We start from the raw sequence: 21,579 nt of genomic DNA, 5'->3' as shown, positions 1-21,579 counted from the left end.
CCGGACACCGCTGGCCGGCCGTCGTGGTCGTGGTTCCGGGGGAACGCCGGGGCCCCATGCTGAGACGCGACTGGTTCTACACGGCGGCGGGCCGTGCCGCCCGCCACCTCTCCGTCGTCCAGGACAGCGGGGACGCCCTCGCGCGGGCGGTGGCCACCCGCCCCGCCGCCCCCCGCCGCACCCGCCTCACGACGCTCCTGAGCCGACCCGAGGAGGGCTGAGCCAGGGGACGGGCCGGGCCCCGGGACCGGGCCGGGCCCCGGGGGCGGGGAGGAGGGCGGCGGGAGCGGCCCGGGACGGCAGGGACCCGGGGGCCCGGGTCCCTCAGAGTTCGTCCTCGTCCACCTCGTCCTCCGCCTCGCCGCCGTGGCCGCGCAGGCCGGGGCGGTGCCCGGGCCTCACGTCGTCCTCGGGGTCGTCGTCGAAGACGGCGCTGACGTCGAAGCGGCAGACGACGGACTGCGGGTCGGCGCCCTCGAAGGGCGCGTCGAGCCATTCGCCCGGCTCGGGCGGGTCGTCGGTGGCGGCGACCCACAGCGTGGAATCGCCCTCCTCCAGACCGAATTCCCGGTGCCGCGAGGCGATCTCGTCCGGCTCGTACTCGCCGAAGAGGACGCCGAGCGCGGCGTGCAGCCCGGCGCCGGGGGACTCGGGGTGCAGGTCGGCCACACGCTCGGCCTGGCCGAGCAGGAGGTCGGGGCGGGCGACGGTGTAGTCCCTGCGGATGAGCACGCTCAGCGCGCTGGGGTCCTCGGGCCCGGTGTAGGGCGGCAGGGAGTCCTCGGCCCCGGGGATCTCGAAGGGAGTGACCTCGTCGTAGCGCTCGTAGAGCAGTTCGTCGTAGGTCTCCGCGGCGGTGGCCAGCTCGTTGAACGCCTGGTAGACGGCGGGATCGTCCTCGCCCGAGCGGTTCTCGACCGCGGCCAGGTGACGATCGAGCGCGGCCTTCACCGCCTCGGCGGCGGCACGTACCTCGGCAACCGGGGGCTGCTCAGCATCAGACATAGTGCAGACGCTATCCGTACCGGGCCGGTGGCCGCACAATAGATACGATGCCGGAATACGAATTTGTCGACGTGTACGTGCCCAGGGACGTCAGCCGCAAGGACACGACCCGCCTGCTCACGGACCACGCGGAGTACGGGCACTGGGAGTTGGACCGCCTCAGGCTGCATCCCGACGGCAGCCGCCGGGTCCGGCTGCGGCGCAGGATCATCCGCCAGCCGCGGGCCACGTGGTGAGCGGGGGCGGCGGCGAGCGGGCTCCGGGCCGCCCTTCCTCACCCGGACGGGCGACCGGCTCTCCTCGTGTTGTCGGCCCCGCTCTCCCTGAGCGGGGCCCTTCGGGGTGGAGGGCCCGGGCGCCGCTGCGCCCGCGCGCCCACGGCGGCGGCTCAGGCGTTCGCGCGAGCCTTGCGGTAGACCACGGCACCCGCGAGGAGCATCCCGGCCGCGGCGGCGCCGAGCGCGCCCGCGGGGACCTCGCTGCCCGTCTCGGCGAGCTGCTGGGTGGGCGCCGGGGTCTTCACCGAGACCTGGGCGGCCGGGGGCGTGGTGCGCTCGACCGGGGGCTTCGGCGCCTCCGGCGTCTTGGGGGGCTCGGGCGTCTTCGGGGGCTCCGGGGTCTTCGGCGGCTCCGGGGTCTTCGGCGGCTCCGGCTTCTCGGGCGTGCCCGGGTGCTCCGGGTGCTGCGGCGTCGACTCGTTGGCGCAGTCGTTGCCGAAGACCGGGTTGAGCAGGCCGATGACCGAGATGCCGTTGCCGCAGGCGTTGACCGGCACGTCCACCGGAACCTGCACCTGGTTGCCGGAGCCGACGCCCGGCGAGCCGGTCGCCCCGCCGCCCGCGTGGGCGCCGCCACCGCTGTGGTGACCGCCGCCGTTCTGGTGGCCGCCCTGGTGGCCGCCGCCGTCCTCGTCGCCGTAGCCGCCGGGGCGGGACTGGCCCGAGTCGTTCTGGCAGTGGTTGCCGAAGGCGGGGTTGAGCAGGCCGACGACGTCCACCGTGTTGCCGCACACGTTGACCGGCACGTCGACCGGCGCCTGCACGAGGTTGCCCGCGAGGACGCCGGGCGACCCCACGGCCGCGCCCTGGGCGCCGGAGTCGGCGACCGCGTAGCCACCGGTGACGGCGAGCACGCCGGAGGCGGCTGCCACGGTCATCAGGCCCTTGCGCGTGACCTGTCGCATAGCAATTCCCTGTCGTAGTCACAGCTTCGAAGCGCACGGCACCTCGCGCGTGCGCGGTGTGGTGAGAGCCGCGGCCCCGGAGCGCGTGGCGCGCTCCGGGGCCGCAGGGACACCCCCTGCCAGGGGTGGCGTCATGCCTGGATCAGGCGTTGACGCAGGTGTTGCCGAAGGCCGGGTTGAGCAGACCGATCACGGAGATCGTGTTGCCGCAGAGGTTCACCGGGACGTGCACGGGAACCTGGACGACGTTGCCCGAGAGCACGCCGGGGGAACCGACGGCCGCACCCTGGGCGCCCGCGTCGGCCGAGGCCAGGCCCGCACCGGCGAGCACGAGGCCACCGGTCGCGGCGACCGTGGCGACGATCTTCTTGATCATTTTTCCTCCTAGGTGGACAGCGCGGTCCAGCCACGGACCGCAACACCTGTAACGAGGAGGGAGTAATCGAGCTACGACCCGATGAGTGCATTCACCCGTACCAGTGGGTGTGGCACAGGTACTCGATTTCCGGAGGGTCGCGAAGGTCACGAGGGTGTACCGGAAACGGTGACCCCGCGACTCCCGGAGAACCCTCCCGACCAGCGAAAACGCGCGCCGCGCCGGTACGCGACAGGGGGCGTACGGGCACGGCGCGCGCGCCGCTCGTGAGAGGGAGGGGTGCCCCGTGGCACCCCCGCCCCCGCGCGGGTCAGGAGGCGTCGATGAAGCGGTCCAGGACGCGGACGCCGAATTGGAGCGCGTCCACCGGGACGCGCTCGTCCACGCCGTGGAACATCCCGGCGAAGTCCAGGTCGGCGGGCAGCCGCAGCGGGGCGAAGCCGAAGCAGCGGATGCCGAGGTCGTCGAAGGACTTCGCGTCCGTACCGGCCGAGAGCATGTACGGGACGGCCTTCGCGATCGGGTCCTCGGCGCCGAGCGCGGTCTGCATGGCGTCCACGAGGGCGCCGTCGAAACCGGTCTCCAGGGCCTTGTCCGCGTGCACGTCCTCGCGCCGCACGCGCGGGCCGAGGACGCGGTCGAGGTCGGCGAGGAACTCCTCCTCGTACCCGGGCAGGAAGCGGCCGTCCACGTGCGCCGTGGCCTCGCCGGGGATGACGTTGACCTTGTAGCCGGCGCCGAGCTGGGTCGGGTTGGCGGTGTTCTTGAGCGAGGCGCCGATGAGCTTGGCCATGCCGCCGAGCTTGGCGAGGGTCTCGTCCATGTTCTCGGGGTCGAGCTCGGTGCCGAGCGCGTCACCGAGCTCGTCGAGGAAGTGGCGGAGCGTCTTGGTGACGCGGATCGGGAACTCGTACCTGCCGAGGCGCCCGACGGCCTCGGACAGCTCCGTGATCGCGTTGTCGCGGTGGATCATCGAACCGTGCCCGGCGGTCCCGGCCACGGTGAGCTTCATCCAGTGCATCCCCTTCTGGGCCGTCTCCACGAGGTAGAGCCGCAGCTTCTCGTTGACGGTGAAGGAGAAACCGCCGACCTCCCCGATCGCCTCGGTGACGCCCTCGAAGAGGTCCGCGTGGTGGTCCACGAGGTGGCGGGCGCCCCACGTGCCGCCCGCCTCCTCGTCGGCGAGGAAGGCGAGGACGACGTCGCGCGGGGGCTTGCGGCCCGTACGGAGCCGGTCGCGGACGACCGCGAGGGTCATCGCGTCCATGTCCTTCATGTCCACCGCGCCGCGCCCCCACACGCAGCCGTCGGCGACCTCGCCCGAGAAGGGGTCGTGGGTCCAGTCGGCGGCGTTGGCGGGGACGACGTCGGTGTGGCCGTGGATGAGGAGCCCCGGGCGGGAGCGGTCCTCGCCCTCCACGCGGGCCACGACCGAGGCGCGGCCGGGGTGGGACTCGAAGATCCGCGGTTCGAGCCCGACCTCGGCCAGCTTCTCGGCGACGTACTCGGCCGCGGCGCGCTCGCCGGGGCCCGAGTGGTCCCCGTAGTTGCTGGTGTCGATACGGATCAGGTCACGGGTGAGGTCCACGACCTCGTCCTGGCCCGAAGCCGCCCTTCCGGTGCTGGGCTCGCTCACGCTGCTCTCCTTGGCGGTCGGTCGGCCGGCACCCTGCTCGGCGCCGCGCTCCCCCCATCCTCGCGCGCCCCCCGCCGCGCCCCCAAGACCGCCCTCCCCCGGGACACACGCCGTTCACACGGGCCCCGGACCAGGGGTGATCGGAGGCCCCCGGATGTTTGGTATTGTTTTCCACGTCGCCAGGGCCGAACAGCCCGGAGCGAACACCCTGTCCGGGTGGCGGAATGGCAGACGCGCTAGCTTGAGGTGCTAGTGCCCTTTATCGGGCGTGGGGGTTCAAGTCCCCCCTCGGACACCCTGCGAAAGGCCCTGGTCGTGAGACCGGGGCCTTTTTCGTCGTGCCCTCCCGCGCGCTCCCCTCCTACGCCTCCGCCCCCGAGGAGCGCTCCGGCGGCCCGGCGGAACGGGAAGCGAGGGGGCGGGCTGTCTAGATGCATCGGGCATTGATATAAAGATTGTGTGACTGAGCAACGCGTTGTCTCGCGTGGGCCGGTCATCCGGACGCTTATGTGTACGCGGCCCCTGCCCGGCCGCGCGAGCGCACCTCGGCTCCTGCCACGACTTACGGGCCACACCCACGCCCCGTGCCATGACAGCCGTCCGATCTGTTCCTCCAGGCGTTGCCGGATGTCGCCGTCCGCGCGTGTCCAAGAGCCCCTGCCGCCGTCGACGAAGACGGCACCCGTCCCCCGAACGGGCCATGCGCCGCTGTCTACGGCGACGTCGCACGCCTGTAGGGCCTCGCTTCCATAACGTAACCACTGCCGTCCCCGAGACGGCTCCATCACCGAGCCACGGATGCCCCGCGGCCCTGTTCGTGCCGCCCGGCCACCGGCCGCGGAGGCGGCCGGCGGGGGCCGCGCGCGTGCGTGCGCGGTTCGGTGTGCCCGCCCATGGCCAGGGAGAAGCACGACCCCATGCACCTTCTTGTCAAGGGGATTCAGCACCAGCTCACCGGTGAAGTCCTCGTCCCCAACTCCAAGTACCACGCGCACCGCGCGCTGATCCTCGCCTCGCTCGCCGAGGGCGTCAGCCGCGTGCACGGGCTCTCCGACGCCCGGCACGTCCAGTACACCGTGCAACTCCTGCGCGGCCTGGGAGTGAAGATCACCACCGAGGGCGACACCTTCGTGGTGCACGGTCTCGGTGGGCGCTACCGGCCGCGCCGCGCCGCTGTCTCCGCCGGTTCCTCCGGCACCACGCTCTACTTCATGATCGGCCTGGCCTCGCTCTCGGACCGCGACGTCACGGTGACCGGGCAGAAGTACTTCCGCCGCCGTCCCGTCGGCCCGCTGCTCACCGCGCTGCGGCAGATGGGCGTCGGGGCCGATTCGGCCGACGACTGCCCGCCCGTGCGGGTCGCCGCGCGGCGCCCGAGCGGCGGCCACGTCCGTATCGCCGGGACGCTCTCGCAGTGGATCTCCGGGCTCATCCTGCTCGCGCCCTTCGCCACGGGGCGCACGACGATCGAGGTCGAGGGCGAGCTGAACGAGCGCTCCTACCTCGAACTGACCGTCGCGATGATGCGGCAGTTCGGCCTCGCGGTCACGGTCTCCGAGGACTGGCGGCGCTTCGACGTCGAGCCGGGGCAGTCGGCCGTCGCGACCGAGCTGACGCTGCCGCCCGACATCGGCTCGGCCGCTTTCGGGATCGCCGCCGCCGCGCTGCACCCCTCCGACGTCCTGCTCAAGGGCATGACCCGCCTGGAGGGCGGTCCCGCCGACCACCCCGAGTTCCATTTCCTCGACATCGCGCGGGCGATGGGGGTCCCGATGGAGCTGGACGAGGCGGCCGGCGGGGTGCGCATCCGGCAGGAGGCGCCGATGCTCAAGGGCGTCGAGGTGGACTGCCGGGACGTGCCCGACATGCTGCCGATCCTCTCCACGCTCGGCAGCTTCGCCTACGGCGAGTCCGTCTTCCACAACATCGCGCACACCCGGCTCAAGGAGTCCGACCGTGCCGCCGCGATGCTCCAGCTCAACGCGATGGGCGGGGACCTGGAGCTGGACGGGGACGCGCTGCGGGTGCGCGGGGTCGAGGGGCTGGTGGGCGCGAAGCTCTCCTCCTTCAACGACCACCGGGTGCTGATGTCGCTCGCCGTGGCGTCCTCGCGGGCGCGCGGCCACTCGACGCTGACGTACCCGAACGCGTACCGGATCTCCTACCCGGCCTACCTCGACGCGATGAACACGCTCGGCGTGCCGATGAGCGTCGAGGACGGGCCCGCGCCCTCGGGGCGGCCCCGGCGGAGCCTGGAGAAGGAGGTCGCGAAGCCGGACCTCGCGGCGCGCGTGACGCTCCCGGAGTGGCTGCGCCGACGGGCCGCGAGCCGCCCGCACGACGTGGCCGTCGTGGACGTACGGGGCGACAGGGACGAGACCGTGACGTGGCGGGAGCTGCACGAGCGGGTCGAGCGGGCGGCCTCGCTGCTGCTCGGTCTCGGGGTGCGGCCCGGGGACAACGTGGCCTACCAGCTGCCGAACCGGACCGAGTTCGTCGTGCTCTCGCTCGCCGCGTTGCGGATCGGCGCGGTGTGCTGCCCCGTCATCCCGTTCTTCCGGGAGCGGGAGCTCGGCTTCGTGCTGCGCCGCTCGAAGGCGAAGGTGCTCGTCGTCGCCGACCGGTACCGCAACCGCAGGCCCGCCGAGGAGGTGCTCGGGCTCGCCGCGGAGGAGCGCGGTGAGCTGGCGCAGCTCCTCGTGCTCGCCGAGGACGGCGGGAGCGCCGCGCTGCCGGGGGCCGACGGCTCGGGCGTGAGGGTGCGGGACTGGGAGAAGGCGCTGGCGGGCACCGAGGTGGACCGGGCCGCGCTCGACGCGTACGTGCCCTCGCCCGAGGCGACCGCGCAGCTCCTGTTCACCTCCGGCACCACCGGGGAGCCGAAGGGCGTCACGCAGCCCTCGCACCACCTCGTGCGCGCGGTCTCGATGGAGATCCGGCACCTGGGGCTGCACGCGGGGGACGCGATCTGGGTGCCCTCGCCGCTCGCGCACCAGACGGGCTTCCTGTACGGGATGACGCTGGCGCTCGTCCTCGGGGTCCCGCAGATCACGCAGGCCGAGTGGGACGCCAAGCGCGCGCTCGCCTCGCTCAACACGCACGGGGCGAGCTTCGTGCAGGCCGCGACGCCGTTCCTGACCGACCTGGTGAAGGCGGTCGAGGACGGCGGGGACATGCCGCGCAAGCTGCGGATCTTCGTCGCGACCGGGGCGCAGGTGCCGCGCGGGCTCGCCGAGCGGGCCGGGCGGGTGCTGGGCGCGGACGTGTGCGGGGCGTTCGGGACGACGGAGACGTGCCTCGCGGCGCTCTCGGCGCCCGGGGACGAGCCGGCGCAGCGCTGGGGCTCGGACGGGCGCGCGCTCGACGGGATCGAGCTGCGGATCACGGACGACCAGGGGCACGTGCTCCCGGCCGGGGTGGAGGGCAACTTCGAGCTGCGCTCCCCCACCGTGTTCGAGGGCTACCTCGACCGGCCGGACCTGACCGCCGAGGTGTTCACCGAGGACGGCTGGTACCGCACGGGCGACCTCGCGACCCTCGACGCCGCCGGTTGCCTGCGGATCACCGGGCGCGTCAAGGACGTCGTCAACCGCGGCGGCGAGAAGATCCCCGTCGCCGAGATCGAGCAGTTGCTCTTCGCGCACCCGGCCGTCGAGGACGTCGCCGTCGTCGCGATGCCGGACGCGCGGCTCGGCGAACGCGCCTGCGCCTTCGTGGTGTTCGCGGAGGGCGAGCGGCTGGGCTTCGGCGAGATGCGCGCGTACCTGGACGAGCACCAGGTGGCGAAGCAGTACTGGCCGGAACGGCTCGAACCGCTCGACGTGCTGCCGCGCAACCCGATCGGCAAGGTGCAGAAGTTCGCACTGCGCGAGAGAGCCAGGGACCTGAGGCCGCAGGAGGACTGAGTCCCCGGGGCCGGAGGGCGGCGCGCCGCCCTCCGGCCCTTCCGGGCGTGAGGGCCCGGTCGGCGGGAGGGCGGTGCCCGACCGCTGTCGCAGAGCTGGACCGTACGAGAAGAAGAAGAGGCAGCAGATGAGTGACGAGCAGTCCTTCGAGCGGCTCCGCGCCCAGGTCGGGGAGTGGGTGGAGGGTCCCGGCGAGCGCTGGGCGGAGCGCATCGAGGAGACCGGTGAGGTCCCGGAGGAGCTGTGGGCCGAGCTGAACGGGCTCGGGTTCCTGCGGATGGCGGCGCCGGCGGAGTACGGGGGGCACGGGCTGCCGTTCTCGCGCTGGATGGAGCTGATGGAGATCTTCTCCCGCTCGCACGGCTCGATCCGGATGATCGTGCACGTCGTGAACGGCATCTGGCGGGCGATGGACGGGCACGCCACCGAGGAGCAGCGCAAGCGCTTCGTCATCCCCTCGGTCACCGGCGAGATCAAGATCGCGTTCACGCTCACCGAGCCGGGCAACGGGACGGGCGCGGACATCACGACGTCCGTGGTGCGCGAGGGCGACACGTACTACCTGTCGGGGAGCAAGCACCTCATCACCTTCGGGGTGCGCTGCGACTACTACCTGCTCGCGGCGCGCGTCGAGGGCAGTACGGGCCACGAGGGCACCGTGGCGCTGCTCGTGCCGCGCAACGCGCCGGGCGTGACGGTGGAGGACACCTCGCACACGATGGGCGTCACGGGGACGGACCACGCCTCGCTCACCTTCGACCGCACCCCCGTGCCCGTGGACCACCGGCTCGGCGCGGAGGGCGAGGGCCTCGACGTCTTCCTCGGGGGCTTCCTGACGCCCTCGCGCGTCTCGGTCGCGATGAGCTGCGTCGGGCTCGCCGAGCGCGCGCAGCAGCTCGCCGTCGCGTACGCGCGCGACCGGGTCACCTTCGGGAAGGCGCTGACCCAGCGCCAGGCGATCCAGTTCATGCTCGCCGAGAACGCCGCCGACATCGAGGCGGCCAAGCAGCTCGTGCTGCACGCGGCGCGCCGCTTCGAGCAGGGCGCCGAGGACGCGTCCATGCAGTCGTCGATGGCGAAGATGCACGCCGTGACGATGCTGACGAACGTCACCGACAAGGCCCTCCAGATCCACGGCGGGCTCGGTTACTGGAAGAGCCAGAAGATCGAGCGCGTTTACCGGGACGCGCGCGCGCAGCGTTTCGAGGAGGGCACCAACGAGGTGCAGAAGGCCGTCGTCTTCCGCGAGGTGCTGCGCCGCACGCCCGCCCCGGAGCCCGGGCGCTGAGCCGCCCCGCTCGTCCCGTACCCGTCCGAACCACGAAGGAACACAGCTCCCATGAGCACTGAGCAGGACCGCACCGCACAGGGCCGCGTCTCGCTGATCACCGGCGCCTCGCGCGGGATCGGGCGCGCGCTCGCGCTGACCCTGGCCCGCGAGGGCGGCACCGTCGTCGTCAACTACAAGAAGAACCAGGACCTCGCCGAGAAGACCGTCGCCGACATCGAGGAGGCGGGCGGCCAGGGCTTCGCCGTCCGGGCGGACGTCGAGACGGCCGAGGGCGTCAAAGCGCTCTTCGACGAGGTCGCGCGGCGCTGCGGGCGGCTCGACCACTTCGTGTCGAACGCGGCGGCGAGCGCGTTCAAGAACATCGTGGACCTCGGTCCGCACCACCTCGACCGCAGTTACGCGATGAACCTGCGGCCCTTCGTCCTCGGGGCGCAGGAGGCGGTGAAGCTCATGGACAAGGGCGGCCGGATCGTCGCGCTGTCCTCGTACGGGTCGATCCGCGCGTACCCGACCTACGCCACGCTGGGCGCGATGAAGGCCGCGATCGAGGCTTGGGTGCGGTTCATGGCGGTCGAGTTCGCGCCGTACGGGATCAACGTGAACGCCGTGAACGGCGGGCTCATCGACTCCGACTCGCTGGAGTACTTCTACAACGTCAAGGGGATGCCGGACATGCAGGGCGTCCTGGACCGCATCCCCGCCCACCGGCCGGGGACGGTGCGGGAGATGGCGGACGCGATCCACTTCCTGCTCGGCGAGGGCTCGGGCTACATCACCGGGCAGACGCTCGTCGTGGACGGCGGGCTGAGCGTCGTGGCGCCGCCGTTCTTCGCCGACGCGGGGCCCGAGTTGCAGCTGCCGCCGCGCCCGACGCGCGAGAGCTGACGTGCCGCGTCCGGCGGGCGGTGCGGGCCGGGCCCCCGGCGCCCGCGGGCGCCGGCAGGGGCGGGTCGGGCCGTCCCGCCCGCCGGGCGGTGACCACCCTGACCCCGGGGTTCGGGCCCCGGGGCCGGCAGCGAGGAGAGGGAACTTGTTCGACCACGTCTTCCGGCCCGGCGCGCTCGGCCGGCTGCGCCTGCCGCACCGGGTCGTCATGGGCGCGATGCACCTGAACCTGGAGGCGCTGGGCGACGGCGGAGCCGCGCTCGCCGCGTTCTACGCGGAACGCGCGCGCGGCGGCGCGGGGCTGATCGTCACCGGCGGCACGGCCGTGAACCCCGAGGGCGCGGGCGGTGCCGGCTACGGGATCGCCGGGGAGCCGGAGCACGAGGAGGCGCTGCGCCGTACCGCCGAGGCGGTGCACGAGGCGGGCGGGCTGCTCGCGCTCCAGCTCTTCCACGCCGGGCGGTACGCGCTGCCCGGCGCCCCGGGCACGGACGGCGGGCCCGGCTGGGCGCCCTCGCCGGTCGCGAGCCGTTTCACGCGGACGACGCCGCGCGAGCTGAGCGACGCGCAGGTCCGGGCGACGGTCGAGGACTTCGCCCGCGCCGCGCGGCGGGCCGTCGCGCTCGGCTTCGACGCGGTCGAGGTGATGGGCTCCGAGGGTTATCTGATCAACCAGTTCACGGCGCCGCTCACCAACACGCGTGACGACGCCTGGGGCGGGGACGCCGCGCGCAGGCGCCGCTTCCCGGTCGCGGTCGCGGCGGCGGTGCGCGAGGCGGTCGGCGCGGACTTCCCCGTCCTCTTCCGCATGTCGGGCGCCGATCTGGTGGACGGCGGCACGCCGCGCGAGGAGGTGGGCGCGCTCGCCGTGGCGCTCGCGGAAGCGGGGGTGGACGGGCTCGCGGTCGGGATCGGCTGGCACGAGTCGCCGGTGCCGACGGTGCAGGCGCAGGTCCCGGCGGGGACGTGGGCGACGTACGCGAAGGACGTGAAACGGGCGCTGCGCGCGGGCGGGCACGGCGCGCTGCCGGTCATCGCCTCGAACCGCTACTCGCGGCTCGCGCAGGTGGACGAGGTGCTGGCGGCGGGGGACGTGGACTTCGTCGCGCTCGCGCGGCCCTTCCTCGCCGATCCCGGGATCGTCGCGAAGTCGCGCGCGGGGCGCCCGGACACGGTGGACGTGTGCCTCGCCTGCAACGAGGCGTGCATCGACAGGTCCTTCGGGACCGAGCGGGTCTCCTGCCTGGTCAACCCGCGCTCCGGGTACGAGGCGCGGTTCCCGCTGACGGTGCGGGAGCGGCGCGGCCGGTACGCGGTGATCGGCGCGGGCCCGGCCGGGCTGGAGGCGGCGCGGACGCTCGCGCGGCTGGGGCAGGAGGTCGAGGTCCTGGAGGCGGAGGGCGAGCCGGGCGGGCAGTTCCGCTGGGCGGCGCGCGTGCCCGGCAAGGAGGACTTCGGCGAGACCGTCCGTCACCACGTGCGGGAGCTGGCGGAGCTGGGGGCCCGGCTGCGGCTCGGACACCGGGTGGGGCATCGCGATCTCGGGTACCTGCGCGGCCTCGACGGGGTGGTCCTCGCGACCGGGGTCCTCGCGCACCGGCCCGACCTGCCGGGGCTGGCGCTGCCGCACGTCCTGGACTACCAGCGGGCGTTCGCCGACCCGGAAGCCCTCGGCCCCCGCGTGGTGATCATCGGCGGGGGCGGGGTGGGCGTGGACCTCGCGCACCTGCTGACGGCGGACCCGCAACTCAAGCGGACACCGGAGGCGTTCCTGGCCCGGCACGCGCTCACGGCGGGCGGAGCGGTGGCGCGGCGCGCCCCGCGCACCACCTCCGCGGTCCCCCGGCAGGTCACCGTCGTGCGGCGCGGGCGGCGGATGGGGGCGGGCATCGGTGCCTCGACGCGCTGGGTCGTGCTCGACGAACTGCGCGCGGCCGGAGTGCGGCTCCTGACGGAGACGGGGGTCGAGGAGATCACCCGGGAGGGCGTCGTGGTGCGGGGCGCGGGGGGCGGTGCGGAGCTGATCGGCGCCGACCACGTCGTCCTCGCCACGGGGCAGGAGCCCGAGCGGGACGTGGCGGTGACCCTGCGGCGCGCGGGGGTGCCCTTCGAGGCGGCGGGGGGCGCGGCCGGTACGGGCGCGCTCAACGCGGTGCGCGCGACGGCCGAGGGGCTGCGCGCGGCGCACCGGCTGCTCGACGGGCGGTAGGGAGAGCCCCGGACCGGGGCTCAGGTTTTTGGCTGGTCTGTTTTCTAGGAGGAGTACGTGCACAGCAATCGGCAAGTCGTGGTGACGGGCTTCGGGGCCCTCACCCCGGTCGGCAACGACCGGGAGAGCACGTGGCAGGCGCTCCTCGCGGGTACGTCGGGCATCGCGCCCATCACCGCCTTCGACGCGAGCGGGCTGCCGACGACGATCGCGGGCGAGGTGAAGGGCTTCGACCCCTCCGCGCTGCTGGACCGCAAGCGCGAGCGCCGCTCGGCGCGCTTCTCGCAGCTCGCGGTCGCCGCCGCGCGCGAGGCCGTCGCGGACGCCTCGCTCACGGTCGGCGGGGACGGGGTGGACGCGGGCCGCGTCGGCGTCGTCCTGAACAACGCGGTCGCCGGGATGGACGGCGTCGAGCGCGCCGTGGACCAGATGCACGCCGATCCGCGCACGATCTCCCCGTACTTCGTCTCGTCCGTGATCCCGAACATGCCGGCCTGCGAGGTCGCGATCGATCTCGGGGTGCGCGGCCCGGTCACGGCGAGCGCGCTCGCCTGCGCGAGCGGCGTGTACGCGCTCCTGGAGGCGCGGCGGCTGATCCTGTCGGGCGAGGCGGACGTGGTGCTCGCGGGCGGCACGGACTCGGCGATCACCCGGGTCATGTTCCAGGGCCTGTCGAACATGGGGGCGCTCTCCAAGCGCAACGACGAGCCCGAGCGGGCCTCGCGGCCCTTCGACGCGGACCGGGACGGTTTCGTCTTCGGCGAGGGCGCCGTCGTGTGCGTCCTGGAGTCGGCCGAGCACGCCGCCGCGCGCGGCGCGCGCCCGTACGCGGAGGTCGCGGGGGGCGCGCTGACCTCGGACGCCTTCCACGTGAGCGCCCCGGACCCGAGCGGGGCCGGAGCGGTCGCCGCGATGCGGCAGGCGCTGGAGCGCACGGGGACGGAGGCGAGCGACGTGGACTACATCTGCGCGCACGGCACGAGCACCCGCATCAACGACCTGACCGAGTCGAAGGCGGTCCGCGAGGTGTACGGCAAGAGCGCCTACGACCTCCTCGTCAGCTCCCCGAAGTCGATGGTGGGTCACCTCATCGGCGCGGCGGGGGCGCTCTCGGCGATGGTCGCCGCGCTCGCGATCAGGGACGGCGTCGTGCCGCCCACCATCAATCTCGACCAGCCGGGCGAGGAGTGCGACCTGGACTACGTCCCGCACACCGCCCGCAAGGCGGACGTCCGCGCCGCGGCCGTCAACGCCTTCGGCTTCGGCGGTCAGAACTGCGTTGCCGTGCTGAGAGCAGTCTGAGCACCGCCGTGCCCGCGGTCCCGACGCCGCACACGGCCCTTTCCGCGCTACGCGAGATACGCGAGACAGAGATATGAACACCACCCCCGCCTACGACCCGGCAGGTTTCCGGGACGTCTTCGAGCAGCGCTTCACCTACTGGGCAGGTTTCGCGCGCAACACGCACCGCTACGCCCGTTCCACCGCCATGTCGGACCCCGCGACGGGCCGCTCCTGGACGTACGCGGAACTGGGCGCCGAGGTCGAGCGGCTCGCCGCCGGGCTCGCCGCCCACGGGGTCGGCCCCGGAGACCTCGTGGCCTACCAGCTCTTCAACGGGCCCGAGTTCGCCCTGCTGTGGCTCGCCACCCAGCGGCTGGGCGCGGTCGGCTCGCCGGTCAACTTCCGGCTGGCGCCGGGCGAGACGGCGCACATCCTGGACACCGGGCGCCCGGCCGCCTTCGTCTACGACACGTCCGTCGCCGAGTCCGCCGGGCAGGCCCTGGAGCGGGCCGGGCACGCGCCGAGGCTCGTCGTGCACGTGCCCTCGGGGCAGGACGGGGAGCACCCGCTGCCCGGTTCGGTGCCGTTCGTGCAGCTCGCCGAGCGGGGCGCGGGACAGGTCCTGCCGCCCGCGCCGGAGGCGGGGATCTACGCGGAGACGACGCGCCTGTACACCTCGGGCACGACGGGCCTGCCGAAGGGCGTGCCGCTCAACAACGCGGTCGAGGTGCTCTCCGCGCACGACGTGATCATGCACTTCCCGCTCACGCCGGAGGACCGCACCCTCAACATGTCCCCCTGGTTCCACCGGGGCGGGCTGTACTCGGGCGGCCCCAACCCGGTCTTCTACGTGGGCGGCGAGGTCGTGCCGCTGCGGCACTTCGACGCGGACGTCGTCCTCGGCCTCGTCGAGCGGCACGGCATCACCTTCCTCATCGGCGCGCCGACGAACCTGGAGCGGCTCGCGGACGCGCAGGAGCGCCGCCCGCGCGACCTGTCCACGCTGCGCGGCATCGTGACGATGGGCGCGCCGCTGGACCGCGCCGCCTGCCTGCGCTACCAGGAGGTCCTGACGCCGCGGATCTTCAACGGGTACGGGACCACGGAAGCCTTCTGGAACACCTTCCTGCGCCCCGCCGACCTGCCGGACCACGCGGGCAGCGCGGGCCGGGCCTGCACGGACGACGACGTCGCCGTCGTGAAGGTCTACGAGGACCGGCGTGCCCGGCCGGACGACCTCGCGGCGAAGGACGGCAGCGAGATCGGCGAGGTCATCGTGCGCTCGCCGAAGTCCGGCTACGGCTACATCGGGCGGCCCGAGGAGCAGGCCGAGAACTTCCGCGACGGCTGGCTGTACATCGGGGACCTCGCGACGTGGGACGAGGACGAGTACGTGACGATCGTGGGGCGCCGCGACGACATGATCCTCTCGGGCGGCGAGAACGTGCATCCGGTGCAGGTCGAGGAGGTGCTCAACGAGCACCCGGGCGTCGCGGACGCGGCGGTGGTCGGGGCGCCGGACCCGGAGTGGGGGCAGCTCGTGACCGCGTACGTCGTGCGCAAGGACCCGGCGGTGACGGTCGCGGACCTGGAGAAGCACTGCCGGGCGCACCCGATGCTGGCGGCGTACAAGAGGCCGCGGGCGTACCGGTTCGTGGAGGCGCTGCCGGTGACGTCGACGGGGAAGAAGATCCACTACCAGCTGCGGGAGCGGGTTGCCGCGGATGCGGAGGCGGGGGTGCTGGAGCGGGTGGGACGGTAACCGGAGGGGTGCCGTTCCGCGGGGGGTCTGGGGCGCTGCCCCAGGCCCCGCTCCTCAAGCGCCGGAGGGGCTGGAAAGGCGGGGCGGGTGGCTTGCCGACGGAGGGGCCGGAGGGTGCGGCGGGTCAGCCGCGGGTGACTGTTCCTTGTGCCAGTGGTGAGCGGGCCAGTTCGGCCACTCCCGCCGCGATGACCGCCGCGCCGGCCAGTTCGGGGACGAGCCACCAGCCGGTGCGCAGGTGCTCGCCGAAGAGGACGACGCCGTAGACGATGCTGATCAGCGCGTCCCCCAGGGTCAGCATCGGCTGGGAGGCGGCCAGGGAGCCGGCCTGGAGGGCGTTCTGGAGGAGGAAGAGGGCGCCGACGCCCGCGACGGCGGTTCCGTACAGCTGCCAGGAGGAGAAGAGCGCGGCGAGTCCGCCGCCGTTCTCCAGGCGGGCCAGGGCGTCCTTCATGAGGGCCGCCGTGAGCGCGTAGCCGCAGGCGGCGGCGAGGCCGAGGAGGGCGGCGCGGGGATTGCCCCTGGTGCCGAGCGCGAGGCCGAGGACCAACACCTCGAAGAGGCCCGTCACGACGAGGACGGGCAGCCAGGCCAGGCCGTGGGCCCGCTCCGTGCCGCCGCCCGGGGCCGCGCTCGCCATGCCGAGGGCCAGGCCGAGCGTCACCGCGACGACCCCGGTCCAGACGCGGGCGCCGAGCCTGACCTGGAAGAGGTGCCCGGCCAGGAGCAGCGTCGCGGGCAGCTCGATCACGAAGATCGGCTGCACGACCGCGATCGGTCCCGTCGCGAGCGCCACCGCCTGGCACGCCGCCGCGACGAGGACCATGGCGATCCCCGCGAGCCACACGCGCTGCCGCAGCAGCTTCCCGATGAGCGAGGCGCGCAGCACGTCGCTGTCGGGCACGGTCGCGGCGGCCCGCCGCTGGAGCACGGACGCGGTGCCGTTGCTGACAGCCGTCAGCACGGCGAAGAGAACGCTGATCACACGGACCATCATGGCCTGTCCCGGCGAGGGGTGCCGGACGGAATGGCGCGGGCGGTGGCAGGGTTGGACGGGGTACGAGCAAGGAGTGACCCCATGGGTGAAGTGGTCCTGGTCCGGCACGGCGAGACCGCCTGGAGCCTGACCGGCAAGCACACGAGTTACACGGAACTGCCGCTCACGGAGCGCGGCGAGGAGCAGGCGCGGTCCCTCGCACCGCTGCTCGCCCGGCGCAGGATCGCGCTGACCGTCACGAGCCCCATGGAGCGGGCCGTGCGGACGGCGCGGCTCGCGGGGCTCGGCGAGACGTTCACGGACCCGGAGCTGCACGAGTGGGACTACGGGGCGTACGAGGGCGTGACGACCGCGCACATCCACCAGGAGCGGCCCGACTGGGACCTGTGGCGGGACGGGGTGGACGAGGGTCCCGCCGAGCACCCCGGCGAGACGCCGAAGGAGGTCGGCGAGCGCGCCGACCGCGTGCTCGCGCGGGTGGACAAGGCGCTGCGGGACGCGGACCTGGACGGGGAGGGCGGCGACGTGGTGCTCGTCGCGCACGCCCACTTCCTGCGCGCGCTCACCGCGCGCAGGCTCGGCCTGGACGTGTCGGCCGGGGCGCTCTTCCGGCTGGACACGGGGTCGGTGAGCCGGCTCGGCACGGAGCACGGCAGGCCCGTGGTCTCGGCGTGGAACGTGACCCCCCAGGACCGGGGTGAGTGATCCCGGCGGCGCGGGGCGCCGGTCCCGGGAGGCGGGCCCGTCGCGCGGGCTCTAGCGTGGAAAGACACGTCATCCCCCGGAGGGAGCCGTTATGAAGGTCGGTGTCATCGGCGGCACGGGCCGCGTCGGCGCGCGGCTCATCGCGCATCTGCGGGCGGAGGGGCACCAGGGCGTCGCCCTCGTGCGGTCCGCCGGGGTCGATGTCACGACCGGGGAGGGGCTGCGCGAGGGGCTGGCCGGGTGCGAGGTGTGTGTGAACGTGTCCACGCCCCCCGCCTTCGACGGGAGCGCTCTTGATTTCCAGGAGCGGGCCATGGCCCACATGCTCGACGCCGGGCGCGCGGCGGGCACCGGGCACTTCGTGGTGCTGTCGATCGTCGGCTGCGAGGAGGTGCCCCAGGTCCCGTACTACGCGGCGAAGGCGTGGCAGGAGCGGGCGCTCGCGGACTCCGGGGTCCCGTGGTCGGTGCTGCGGGCGACGCAGTTCCACGAGTTCGTGCCCGAGGTCATGGACTGGACGACGGAACGCGGTGTGGTGCGGCTGCCGTCCACCCCGCTCCAGCCCGTCGCCGTGGCGGATGTCGTGAACCTGCTCGTGGAGGTCGTGCTCGGGCCGCCGACGCGGGCCCGCGCGAATCTCGCCGGGCCCGAGTCCTTCGCCCTGGACGATCTCGCGCGGCATGTGCTCGCCCGGCACCCCGACGGACGGGCCGTCGTGACCGACGAGGAAGCGGGGCTCTTCGCCGCCGTCCCCGGACGGGAGCTGACCGCGCCGCGCGACGCGACGATCGGGCCGACCACCTTCGACGCGTGGCTGCGGGACTCCTGGCCCGCCTGAGGCGCGGCACCGTAACCGGCGCGCCCGAGGCGGCGCGACATACCCGGCGCACCCGAGACGCGGCGCCGTACCCGTGCCGCCCGGGGCGGTTCCGGCACCCGGCACAATGGACGGCATGGCCCGTCGCAGAGCATCCCGCCCCGCCCCGGGGACGTCCCGCACCGCCGCCCGGCCGTCCCGCACCACTCCCGCCGCCTGTCCCTGCGGGAGCCCCGCCCCGTACGCGGAGCACTGCGGGACGCTGCACGCGGGCGGCGTCGCGGCGCGGGCGGAGGACCTGATGCGGGCCAGGTACAGCGCCTTCGTCGTCGGTGACGAGGCGTATCTGCGGCGCAGCTGGCACCCGGACACGTGCCCGCCCGTGCTCGGGCTCGGCGGCGGCACCCGCTGGGAGGGCCTGGAGATCGAGGCGAGCGAGGGGGGCACCGCCTTCCACCAGGACGGCACCGTGACCTTCCGCGCCCGCTACCGCGAGGGCGGCGCCCCGGGCGCGCTCCACGAGCGGAGCCGCTTCACGCGGGTGGCCGGGGAATGGGTGTACGCGGACGGGGACTTCCTGGGCTGAGCGCGCCCCAGGCGCGGGGACCGTCCGCGAGCCCCCCGGGCCCGGTCCCGTCAGGGTGCCAGCACGTCCAGTTCGTGGAGGGCGCCCGTCGTGATCTCCCGGGTCAGCGCCTCGGCCAGGGCCGCGTCACGTGCCCGTACCGCCTCGGCGACCCGCACGTGCAGGGTCACGGCGGCCGGATCGGGGTCCTCGAACATGACCTGGTGGCGGGTGCGTCCGGTGAGGATCGCGGCGACGACGTCACCGAGGCGCGCGAACATCTCGTTGCGCGAGGCGGTCAGCACGATGCGGTGGAACTCGACGTCGTGCACGAGGTACGCCTCCAGGCGGCGCCCGTGCGAGGTGGCGACCATGCCGAGGGCGGCCTCGGTGAGCGCGGCGCACTCCTCGGGCGTGCAGTGGCGGGCGGCGAGCCCGGCGGCGACGGGTTCGACGGCGGAGCGCAGGACGGTCAGCGAGCGGAGCTGGCGGGGGCGGTCGGCGCCCGCGAGGCGCCAGCCGATGACGCTCGGGTCGTAGACGTTCCACTCCTCGATGGGCCGGACCGTCACCCCGACCCGGCGGCGTGAGCTGACGAGCCGCATCGCCTCCAGGACCCTGATCGCCTCCCGGATCACCGAGCGCGAGACCTCGAAGCGCTCGGCGAGGGCATCGGTGCGCAGCACGCTGCCCGGCGGGTACTCGCCCCCTGTGATGGCTTTGCCCAGGTGGTCGAGTACGCGGCCGTGGAGGCCCCCGTCCTGCGAAGTCATGGGCTCAGGGTACGGTGCGTTGCGCACCCCGCAATACGTAAGACTTTTACGTCACAAGCTCTTGAATAAGTATGACGTATAGGCTTCAGTGGCGTGCACGGACGAGGTCGAAGAAGACAGCGAAGGACAACGAGGCAGCGATGAGCACCCCCCCTGTCGTCGTGGTGATGGGCGTCGCCGGTACCGGCAAGACGACCATCGGGCCACTCGTGGCCGCACAGCTCGGCGTCACGTACGCCGAGGGCGACGACTTCCACCCCCCGGCCAACATCGCCAAGATGAGCGCCGGGACCCCGCTCGACGACGCGGACCGCGCCCCGTGGCTGGACGCCATCGGACGCTGGGCGCACGCGCGGGCGGACCGGGGCGGAGTGGTCAGCTGCTCCGCGCTCAAGCGCTCCTACCGGGACCGGCTCCGCGCCGAGGCGCCGGGACTCGTCTTCCTCCACCTCACGGGCGACCGCGCCCTCATCGAGGACCGCATGGGGCACCGTCAGGGCCACTTCATGCCGGCCAAGCTCCTGGACTCGCAGTTCGCGACGCTCCAGCCGCTCGGTCCCGACGAGAGCGGGGCCGAGGTCGACGTGAGCGGCACCCCCGAGGAGATCGCGGCGCGCGCCGTCGCGGCCCTTCGGCCCTCGGCCTCCGCGCCCGCCCCCGAACCCGCGCCCTGACCGAGCGCACCGTGCCCGGGGACGACTTCCCCCCACGGGTTGACCCGCCCCTCCTCCACACCTCCCCATCCCGACTCTCCTCAAGGAAATGACCGTGACCAGTCTCAGCGTCGAGATGCTGGCAGCGGACGCCGAGCCGATCACCTCGGCGGGCAACGCCCAGCTCGGGATAGCCGTCGTCCTCGGCATCGCCGTCATCGTCGTCCTCATCGCGAAGTTCAAGCTCCACGCCTTCCTGGCGCTGACGATCGGCGCGCTCGTGCTCGGTGCCGTGGCCGGCGCCCCGCTGGACAAGGCGATCACCAGTTTCACCACGGGCCTCGGCTCGACCGTGGCCAGCACCGGCGTGCTCATCGCGCTCGGCTCGATCCTCGGCAAGCTCCTCGCCGACTCCGGGGGCGCCGACCGGATCGTGGACACGATCGTCGCCAAGGCGAGCCCCAAGAAGATGCCGTGGGCCATGGTGCTCATCGCGGCCGTGATCGGGCTGCCGATCTTCTTCGAGGTCGGCATCGTCCTGCTGATCCCCGTCGTGCTGATGGTGGCGAAGCGCGGCAACTACTCCCTCATGCGCATCGGCATCCCGGCACTCGCCGGTCTGTCGGTCATGCACGGTCTCGTCCCGCCGCACCCCGGCCCGCTCGTCGCGGTCGACGCGCTCCACGCCAACCTCGGCATCACGCTCGCGCTCGGCATCGTCGTCGCGATCCCCTCGGTGATCGTCGCGGGCCCGCTCTTCGCGCGCTACGCGGCCCGCTGGGTCGACGTGAAGGCGCCCGAGGAGATGACGCCGAAGCGCGCGAGCGACGACCTGGAGAAGACCCCCGGCTTCTTCGCGACCGTCGCGACGCTGCTGCTGCCGGTCGTCCTCATGCTGCTCAAGGCCGTCGTGGACATCGTCATCGACGACCCCGCCGACACCACGCAGCGCGTCTTCGACGTCATCGGCAACCCGATGTTCGCCCTGCTCGTGGCGTGCCTGCTCGGCCTCTTCACCCTCGGCCGCGCGGCCGGGTTCACGCGGGACCGGCTCTCCGAGACCGTCGAGAAGTCGCTCATGCCGATCGCCGGCGTGCTCCTCATCGTGGCCGCCGGCGGCGGCTTCAAGCAGGTGCTCGTGGACGCGGGCGTGGGCCAGATGATCCTGGACATCTCCAAGGACTGGTCGATCCCCGCGCTCCTGCTCGCCTGGCTCATCGCGGTCATCATCCGCCTGGCCACCGGCTCCGCGACCGTCGCGACGGTCTCCGCCGCCGGTCTCGCCTCGGGCCTCGCCGACGGCATGTCCACCTCGCACGTGGCGCTCATGGTCCTCGCCATCGGCGCGGGCTCCCTCTTCTTCAGCCACGTCAACGACGCGGGCTTCTGGCTCGTGAAGGGCTACTTCGGCCTCGACGTGGGCCAGACCGTCAAGACGTGGTCGTTCATGGAGACGATCCTGTCGGTGATGGGCCTGGTGATGGTGCTGCTGCTCTCGCTGGTGCTGTAGCGGCGAGACGCGTACGTGTGAGG

The 21,579-nt window shown here is 73.4% G+C and carries 19 protein-coding genes and 1 tRNA gene; 14 read left to right on the top strand and 6 right to left on the bottom strand.

Going from position 1 to position 21,579, the window contains the following annotated elements; genetic code table 11:
* A partial coding sequence (locus SSBG_RS31715) for an ATP-binding domain-containing protein (RefSeq protein ID WP_158677808.1) occupies positions 1-221 on the top strand: 221 nt, incomplete at its 5' end.
* 103 nt (positions 222-324) lie between these two features.
* On the opposite strand, the gene SSBG_RS24740 is transcribed toward SSBG_RS31715, so the two are convergent.
* Positions 325-1,005 carry a hypothetical protein gene (locus SSBG_RS24740; protein ID WP_008748800.1) on the bottom strand — a complete coding sequence of 227 codons (681 nt, stop codon included), beginning with the start codon at positions 1,003-1,005 and terminating at the stop codon, positions 325-327.
* A 47-nt stretch (positions 1,006-1,052) separates the two neighbouring features.
* Here SSBG_RS24740 and SSBG_RS24735 point away from each other — a divergent pair, with 47 nt between their 5' ends.
* Complete coding sequence (locus SSBG_RS24735; protein ID WP_008748799.1) at positions 1,053-1,241, top strand: DUF5703 family protein; 189 nt, start codon at positions 1,053-1,055, stop codon at positions 1,239-1,241.
* 152 nt (positions 1,242-1,393) lie between these two features.
* On the opposite strand, the gene SSBG_RS35890 is transcribed toward SSBG_RS24735, so the two are convergent.
* The 3 genes from SSBG_RS35890 to SSBG_RS24720 form a co-directional block, all read right to left on the bottom strand.
* Positions 1,394-2,188 carry a chaplin gene (locus SSBG_RS35890; protein WP_008748798.1) on the bottom strand — a complete coding sequence of 265 codons (795 nt, stop codon included), beginning with the start codon at positions 2,186-2,188 and terminating at the stop codon, positions 1,394-1,396.
* Positions 2,189-2,330: 142 nt separating this feature from the next.
* A complete protein-coding gene (gene chpH / locus SSBG_RS24725) occupies positions 2,331-2,564 on the bottom strand; it encodes a chaplin ChpH (protein ID WP_007828939.1) in 234 nt (77 codons plus the stop codon).
* Positions 2,565-2,874: 310 nt separating this feature from the next.
* Positions 2,875-4,200, bottom strand: coding sequence for a M20/M25/M40 family metallo-hydrolase (locus SSBG_RS24720; protein WP_008748796.1), 1,326 nt, complete (start codon positions 4,198-4,200; stop codon positions 2,875-2,877).
* A 210-nt stretch (positions 4,201-4,410) separates the two neighbouring features.
* Between SSBG_RS24720 and SSBG_RS24715 the strand changes: the two genes are divergently transcribed.
* From SSBG_RS24715 to SSBG_RS24685, 7 genes are all read left to right on the top strand, one after another.
* Positions 4,411-4,495: transfer RNA gene (locus SSBG_RS24715), tRNA-Leu, on the top strand.
* 622 nt (positions 4,496-5,117) lie between these two features.
* Positions 5,118-8,105: a 3-phosphoshikimate 1-carboxyvinyltransferase gene (gene aroA, locus SSBG_RS24710; protein ID WP_008748795.1), complete on the top strand. Its 2,988-nt coding sequence runs from the start codon at positions 5,118-5,120 to the stop codon at positions 8,103-8,105.
* A gap of 127 nt (positions 8,106-8,232) precedes the next feature.
* Entirely contained in the window at positions 8,233-9,393 is a 1,161-nt protein-coding gene (locus SSBG_RS24705) for an acyl-CoA dehydrogenase family protein (protein ID WP_008748794.1), read from the top strand.
* 51 nt (positions 9,394-9,444) lie between these two features.
* Positions 9,445-10,281: an SDR family oxidoreductase gene (locus tag SSBG_RS24700; protein ID WP_008748793.1), complete on the top strand. Its 837-nt coding sequence runs from the start codon at positions 9,445-9,447 to the stop codon at positions 10,279-10,281.
* A gap of 145 nt (positions 10,282-10,426) precedes the next feature.
* Positions 10,427-12,490, top strand: coding sequence for an FAD-dependent oxidoreductase (locus tag SSBG_RS24695; protein ID WP_008748792.1), 2,064 nt, complete (start codon positions 10,427-10,429; stop codon positions 12,488-12,490).
* A gap of 57 nt (positions 12,491-12,547) precedes the next feature.
* A complete protein-coding gene (gene fabF / locus SSBG_RS24690; protein WP_008748791.1) occupies positions 12,548-13,792 on the top strand; it encodes a beta-ketoacyl-ACP synthase II in 1,245 nt (414 codons plus the stop codon).
* A gap of 73 nt (positions 13,793-13,865) precedes the next feature.
* A complete protein-coding gene (locus SSBG_RS24685) occupies positions 13,866-15,536 on the top strand; it encodes a class I adenylate-forming enzyme family protein (RefSeq protein ID WP_008748790.1) in 1,671 nt (556 codons plus the stop codon).
* Between the two features lie 124 nt (positions 15,537-15,660).
* Here the strand turns inward: SSBG_RS24685 and SSBG_RS24680 are convergent, their stop codons facing one another.
* On the bottom strand, positions 15,661-16,533 hold the full coding sequence (locus SSBG_RS24680; protein ID WP_008748789.1) for a DMT family transporter: 873 nt from the start codon (positions 16,531-16,533) through the stop codon (positions 15,661-15,663).
* An 81-nt stretch (positions 16,534-16,614) separates the two neighbouring features.
* Between SSBG_RS24680 and SSBG_RS24675 the strand changes: the two genes are divergently transcribed.
* The 3 genes from SSBG_RS24675 to SSBG_RS24665 all read left to right on the top strand — a co-directional run bounded on the left by SSBG_RS24675 (position 16,615) and on the right by SSBG_RS24665 (position 18,641).
* The gene (locus tag SSBG_RS24675; RefSeq protein WP_008748788.1) at positions 16,615-17,238 is read left to right on the top strand and encodes a histidine phosphatase family protein; all 624 of its coding nucleotides are present in this window, start codon (positions 16,615-16,617) and stop codon (positions 17,236-17,238) included.
* A 91-nt stretch (positions 17,239-17,329) separates the two neighbouring features.
* Positions 17,330-18,076: an SDR family oxidoreductase gene (locus tag SSBG_RS24670; protein ID WP_008748787.1), complete on the top strand. Its 747-nt coding sequence runs from the start codon at positions 17,330-17,332 to the stop codon at positions 18,074-18,076.
* A 115-nt stretch (positions 18,077-18,191) separates the two neighbouring features.
* On the top strand, positions 18,192-18,641 hold the full coding sequence (locus tag SSBG_RS24665; RefSeq protein WP_008748786.1) for a YchJ family protein: 450 nt from the start codon (positions 18,192-18,194) through the stop codon (positions 18,639-18,641).
* Between the two features lie 50 nt (positions 18,642-18,691).
* On the opposite strand, the gene SSBG_RS24660 is transcribed toward SSBG_RS24665, so the two are convergent.
* A complete protein-coding gene (locus tag SSBG_RS24660; RefSeq protein ID WP_008748785.1) occupies positions 18,692-19,393 on the bottom strand; it encodes a FadR/GntR family transcriptional regulator in 702 nt (233 codons plus the stop codon).
* A 140-nt stretch (positions 19,394-19,533) separates the two neighbouring features.
* Between SSBG_RS24660 and SSBG_RS24655 the strand changes: the two genes are divergently transcribed.
* A complete protein-coding gene (locus SSBG_RS24655; RefSeq protein ID WP_008748784.1) occupies positions 19,534-20,067 on the top strand; it encodes a gluconokinase in 534 nt (177 codons plus the stop codon).
* A 94-nt stretch (positions 20,068-20,161) separates the two neighbouring features.
* Complete coding sequence (locus SSBG_RS24650) at positions 20,162-21,556, top strand: GntP family permease (RefSeq protein WP_037871903.1); 1,395 nt, start codon at positions 20,162-20,164, stop codon at positions 21,554-21,556.
* The last annotated feature ends 23 nt before the right edge of the window (positions 21,557-21,579 follow it).

The organism is Streptomyces sp. SPB074 (assembly GCF_000154905.1).
GTDB lineage: Bacteria > Actinomycetota > Actinomycetes > Streptomycetales > Streptomycetaceae > Streptomyces.
The sequence above is the reverse complement of the archived record's forward strand: the minus strand, read 5'-3'. Positions and strand labels throughout refer to the sequence as shown.

Coding starts and splice junctions, on each gene's coding strand:
- SSBG_RS24740 (WP_008748800.1), bottom strand. CDS start 1,005: ATGTCTGATGCTGAGCAGCCCCCGGTTGCCGAGGTACGTGCCGCCGCC.
- SSBG_RS24735 (WP_008748799.1), top strand. CDS start 1,053: ATGCCGGAATACGAATTTGTCGACGTGTACGTGCCCAGGGACGTCAGC.
- SSBG_RS35890 (WP_008748798.1), bottom strand. CDS start 2,188: ATGCGACAGGTCACGCGCAAGGGCCTGATGACCGTGGCAGCCGCCTCC.
- chpH (WP_007828939.1), bottom strand. CDS start 2,564: ATGATCAAGAAGATCGTCGCCACGGTCGCCGCGACCGGTGGCCTCGTG.
- aroA (WP_008748795.1), top strand. CDS start 5,118: ATGCACCTTCTTGTCAAGGGGATTCAGCACCAGCTCACCGGTGAAGTC.
- SSBG_RS24705 (WP_008748794.1), top strand. CDS start 8,233: ATGAGTGACGAGCAGTCCTTCGAGCGGCTCCGCGCCCAGGTCGGGGAG.
- SSBG_RS24700 (WP_008748793.1), top strand. CDS start 9,445: ATGAGCACTGAGCAGGACCGCACCGCACAGGGCCGCGTCTCGCTGATC.
- SSBG_RS24685 (WP_008748790.1), top strand. CDS start 13,866: ATGAACACCACCCCCGCCTACGACCCGGCAGGTTTCCGGGACGTCTTC.
- SSBG_RS24680 (WP_008748789.1), bottom strand. CDS start 16,533: ATGATGGTCCGTGTGATCAGCGTTCTCTTCGCCGTGCTGACGGCTGTC.
- SSBG_RS24675 (WP_008748788.1), top strand. CDS start 16,615: ATGGGTGAAGTGGTCCTGGTCCGGCACGGCGAGACCGCCTGGAGCCTG.
- SSBG_RS24670 (WP_008748787.1), top strand. CDS start 17,330: ATGAAGGTCGGTGTCATCGGCGGCACGGGCCGCGTCGGCGCGCGGCTC.
- SSBG_RS24665 (WP_008748786.1), top strand. CDS start 18,192: ATGGCCCGTCGCAGAGCATCCCGCCCCGCCCCGGGGACGTCCCGCACC.
- SSBG_RS24660 (WP_008748785.1), bottom strand. CDS start 19,393: ATGACTTCGCAGGACGGGGGCCTCCACGGCCGCGTACTCGACCACCTG.
- SSBG_RS24655 (WP_008748784.1), top strand. CDS start 19,534: ATGAGCACCCCCCCTGTCGTCGTGGTGATGGGCGTCGCCGGTACCGGC.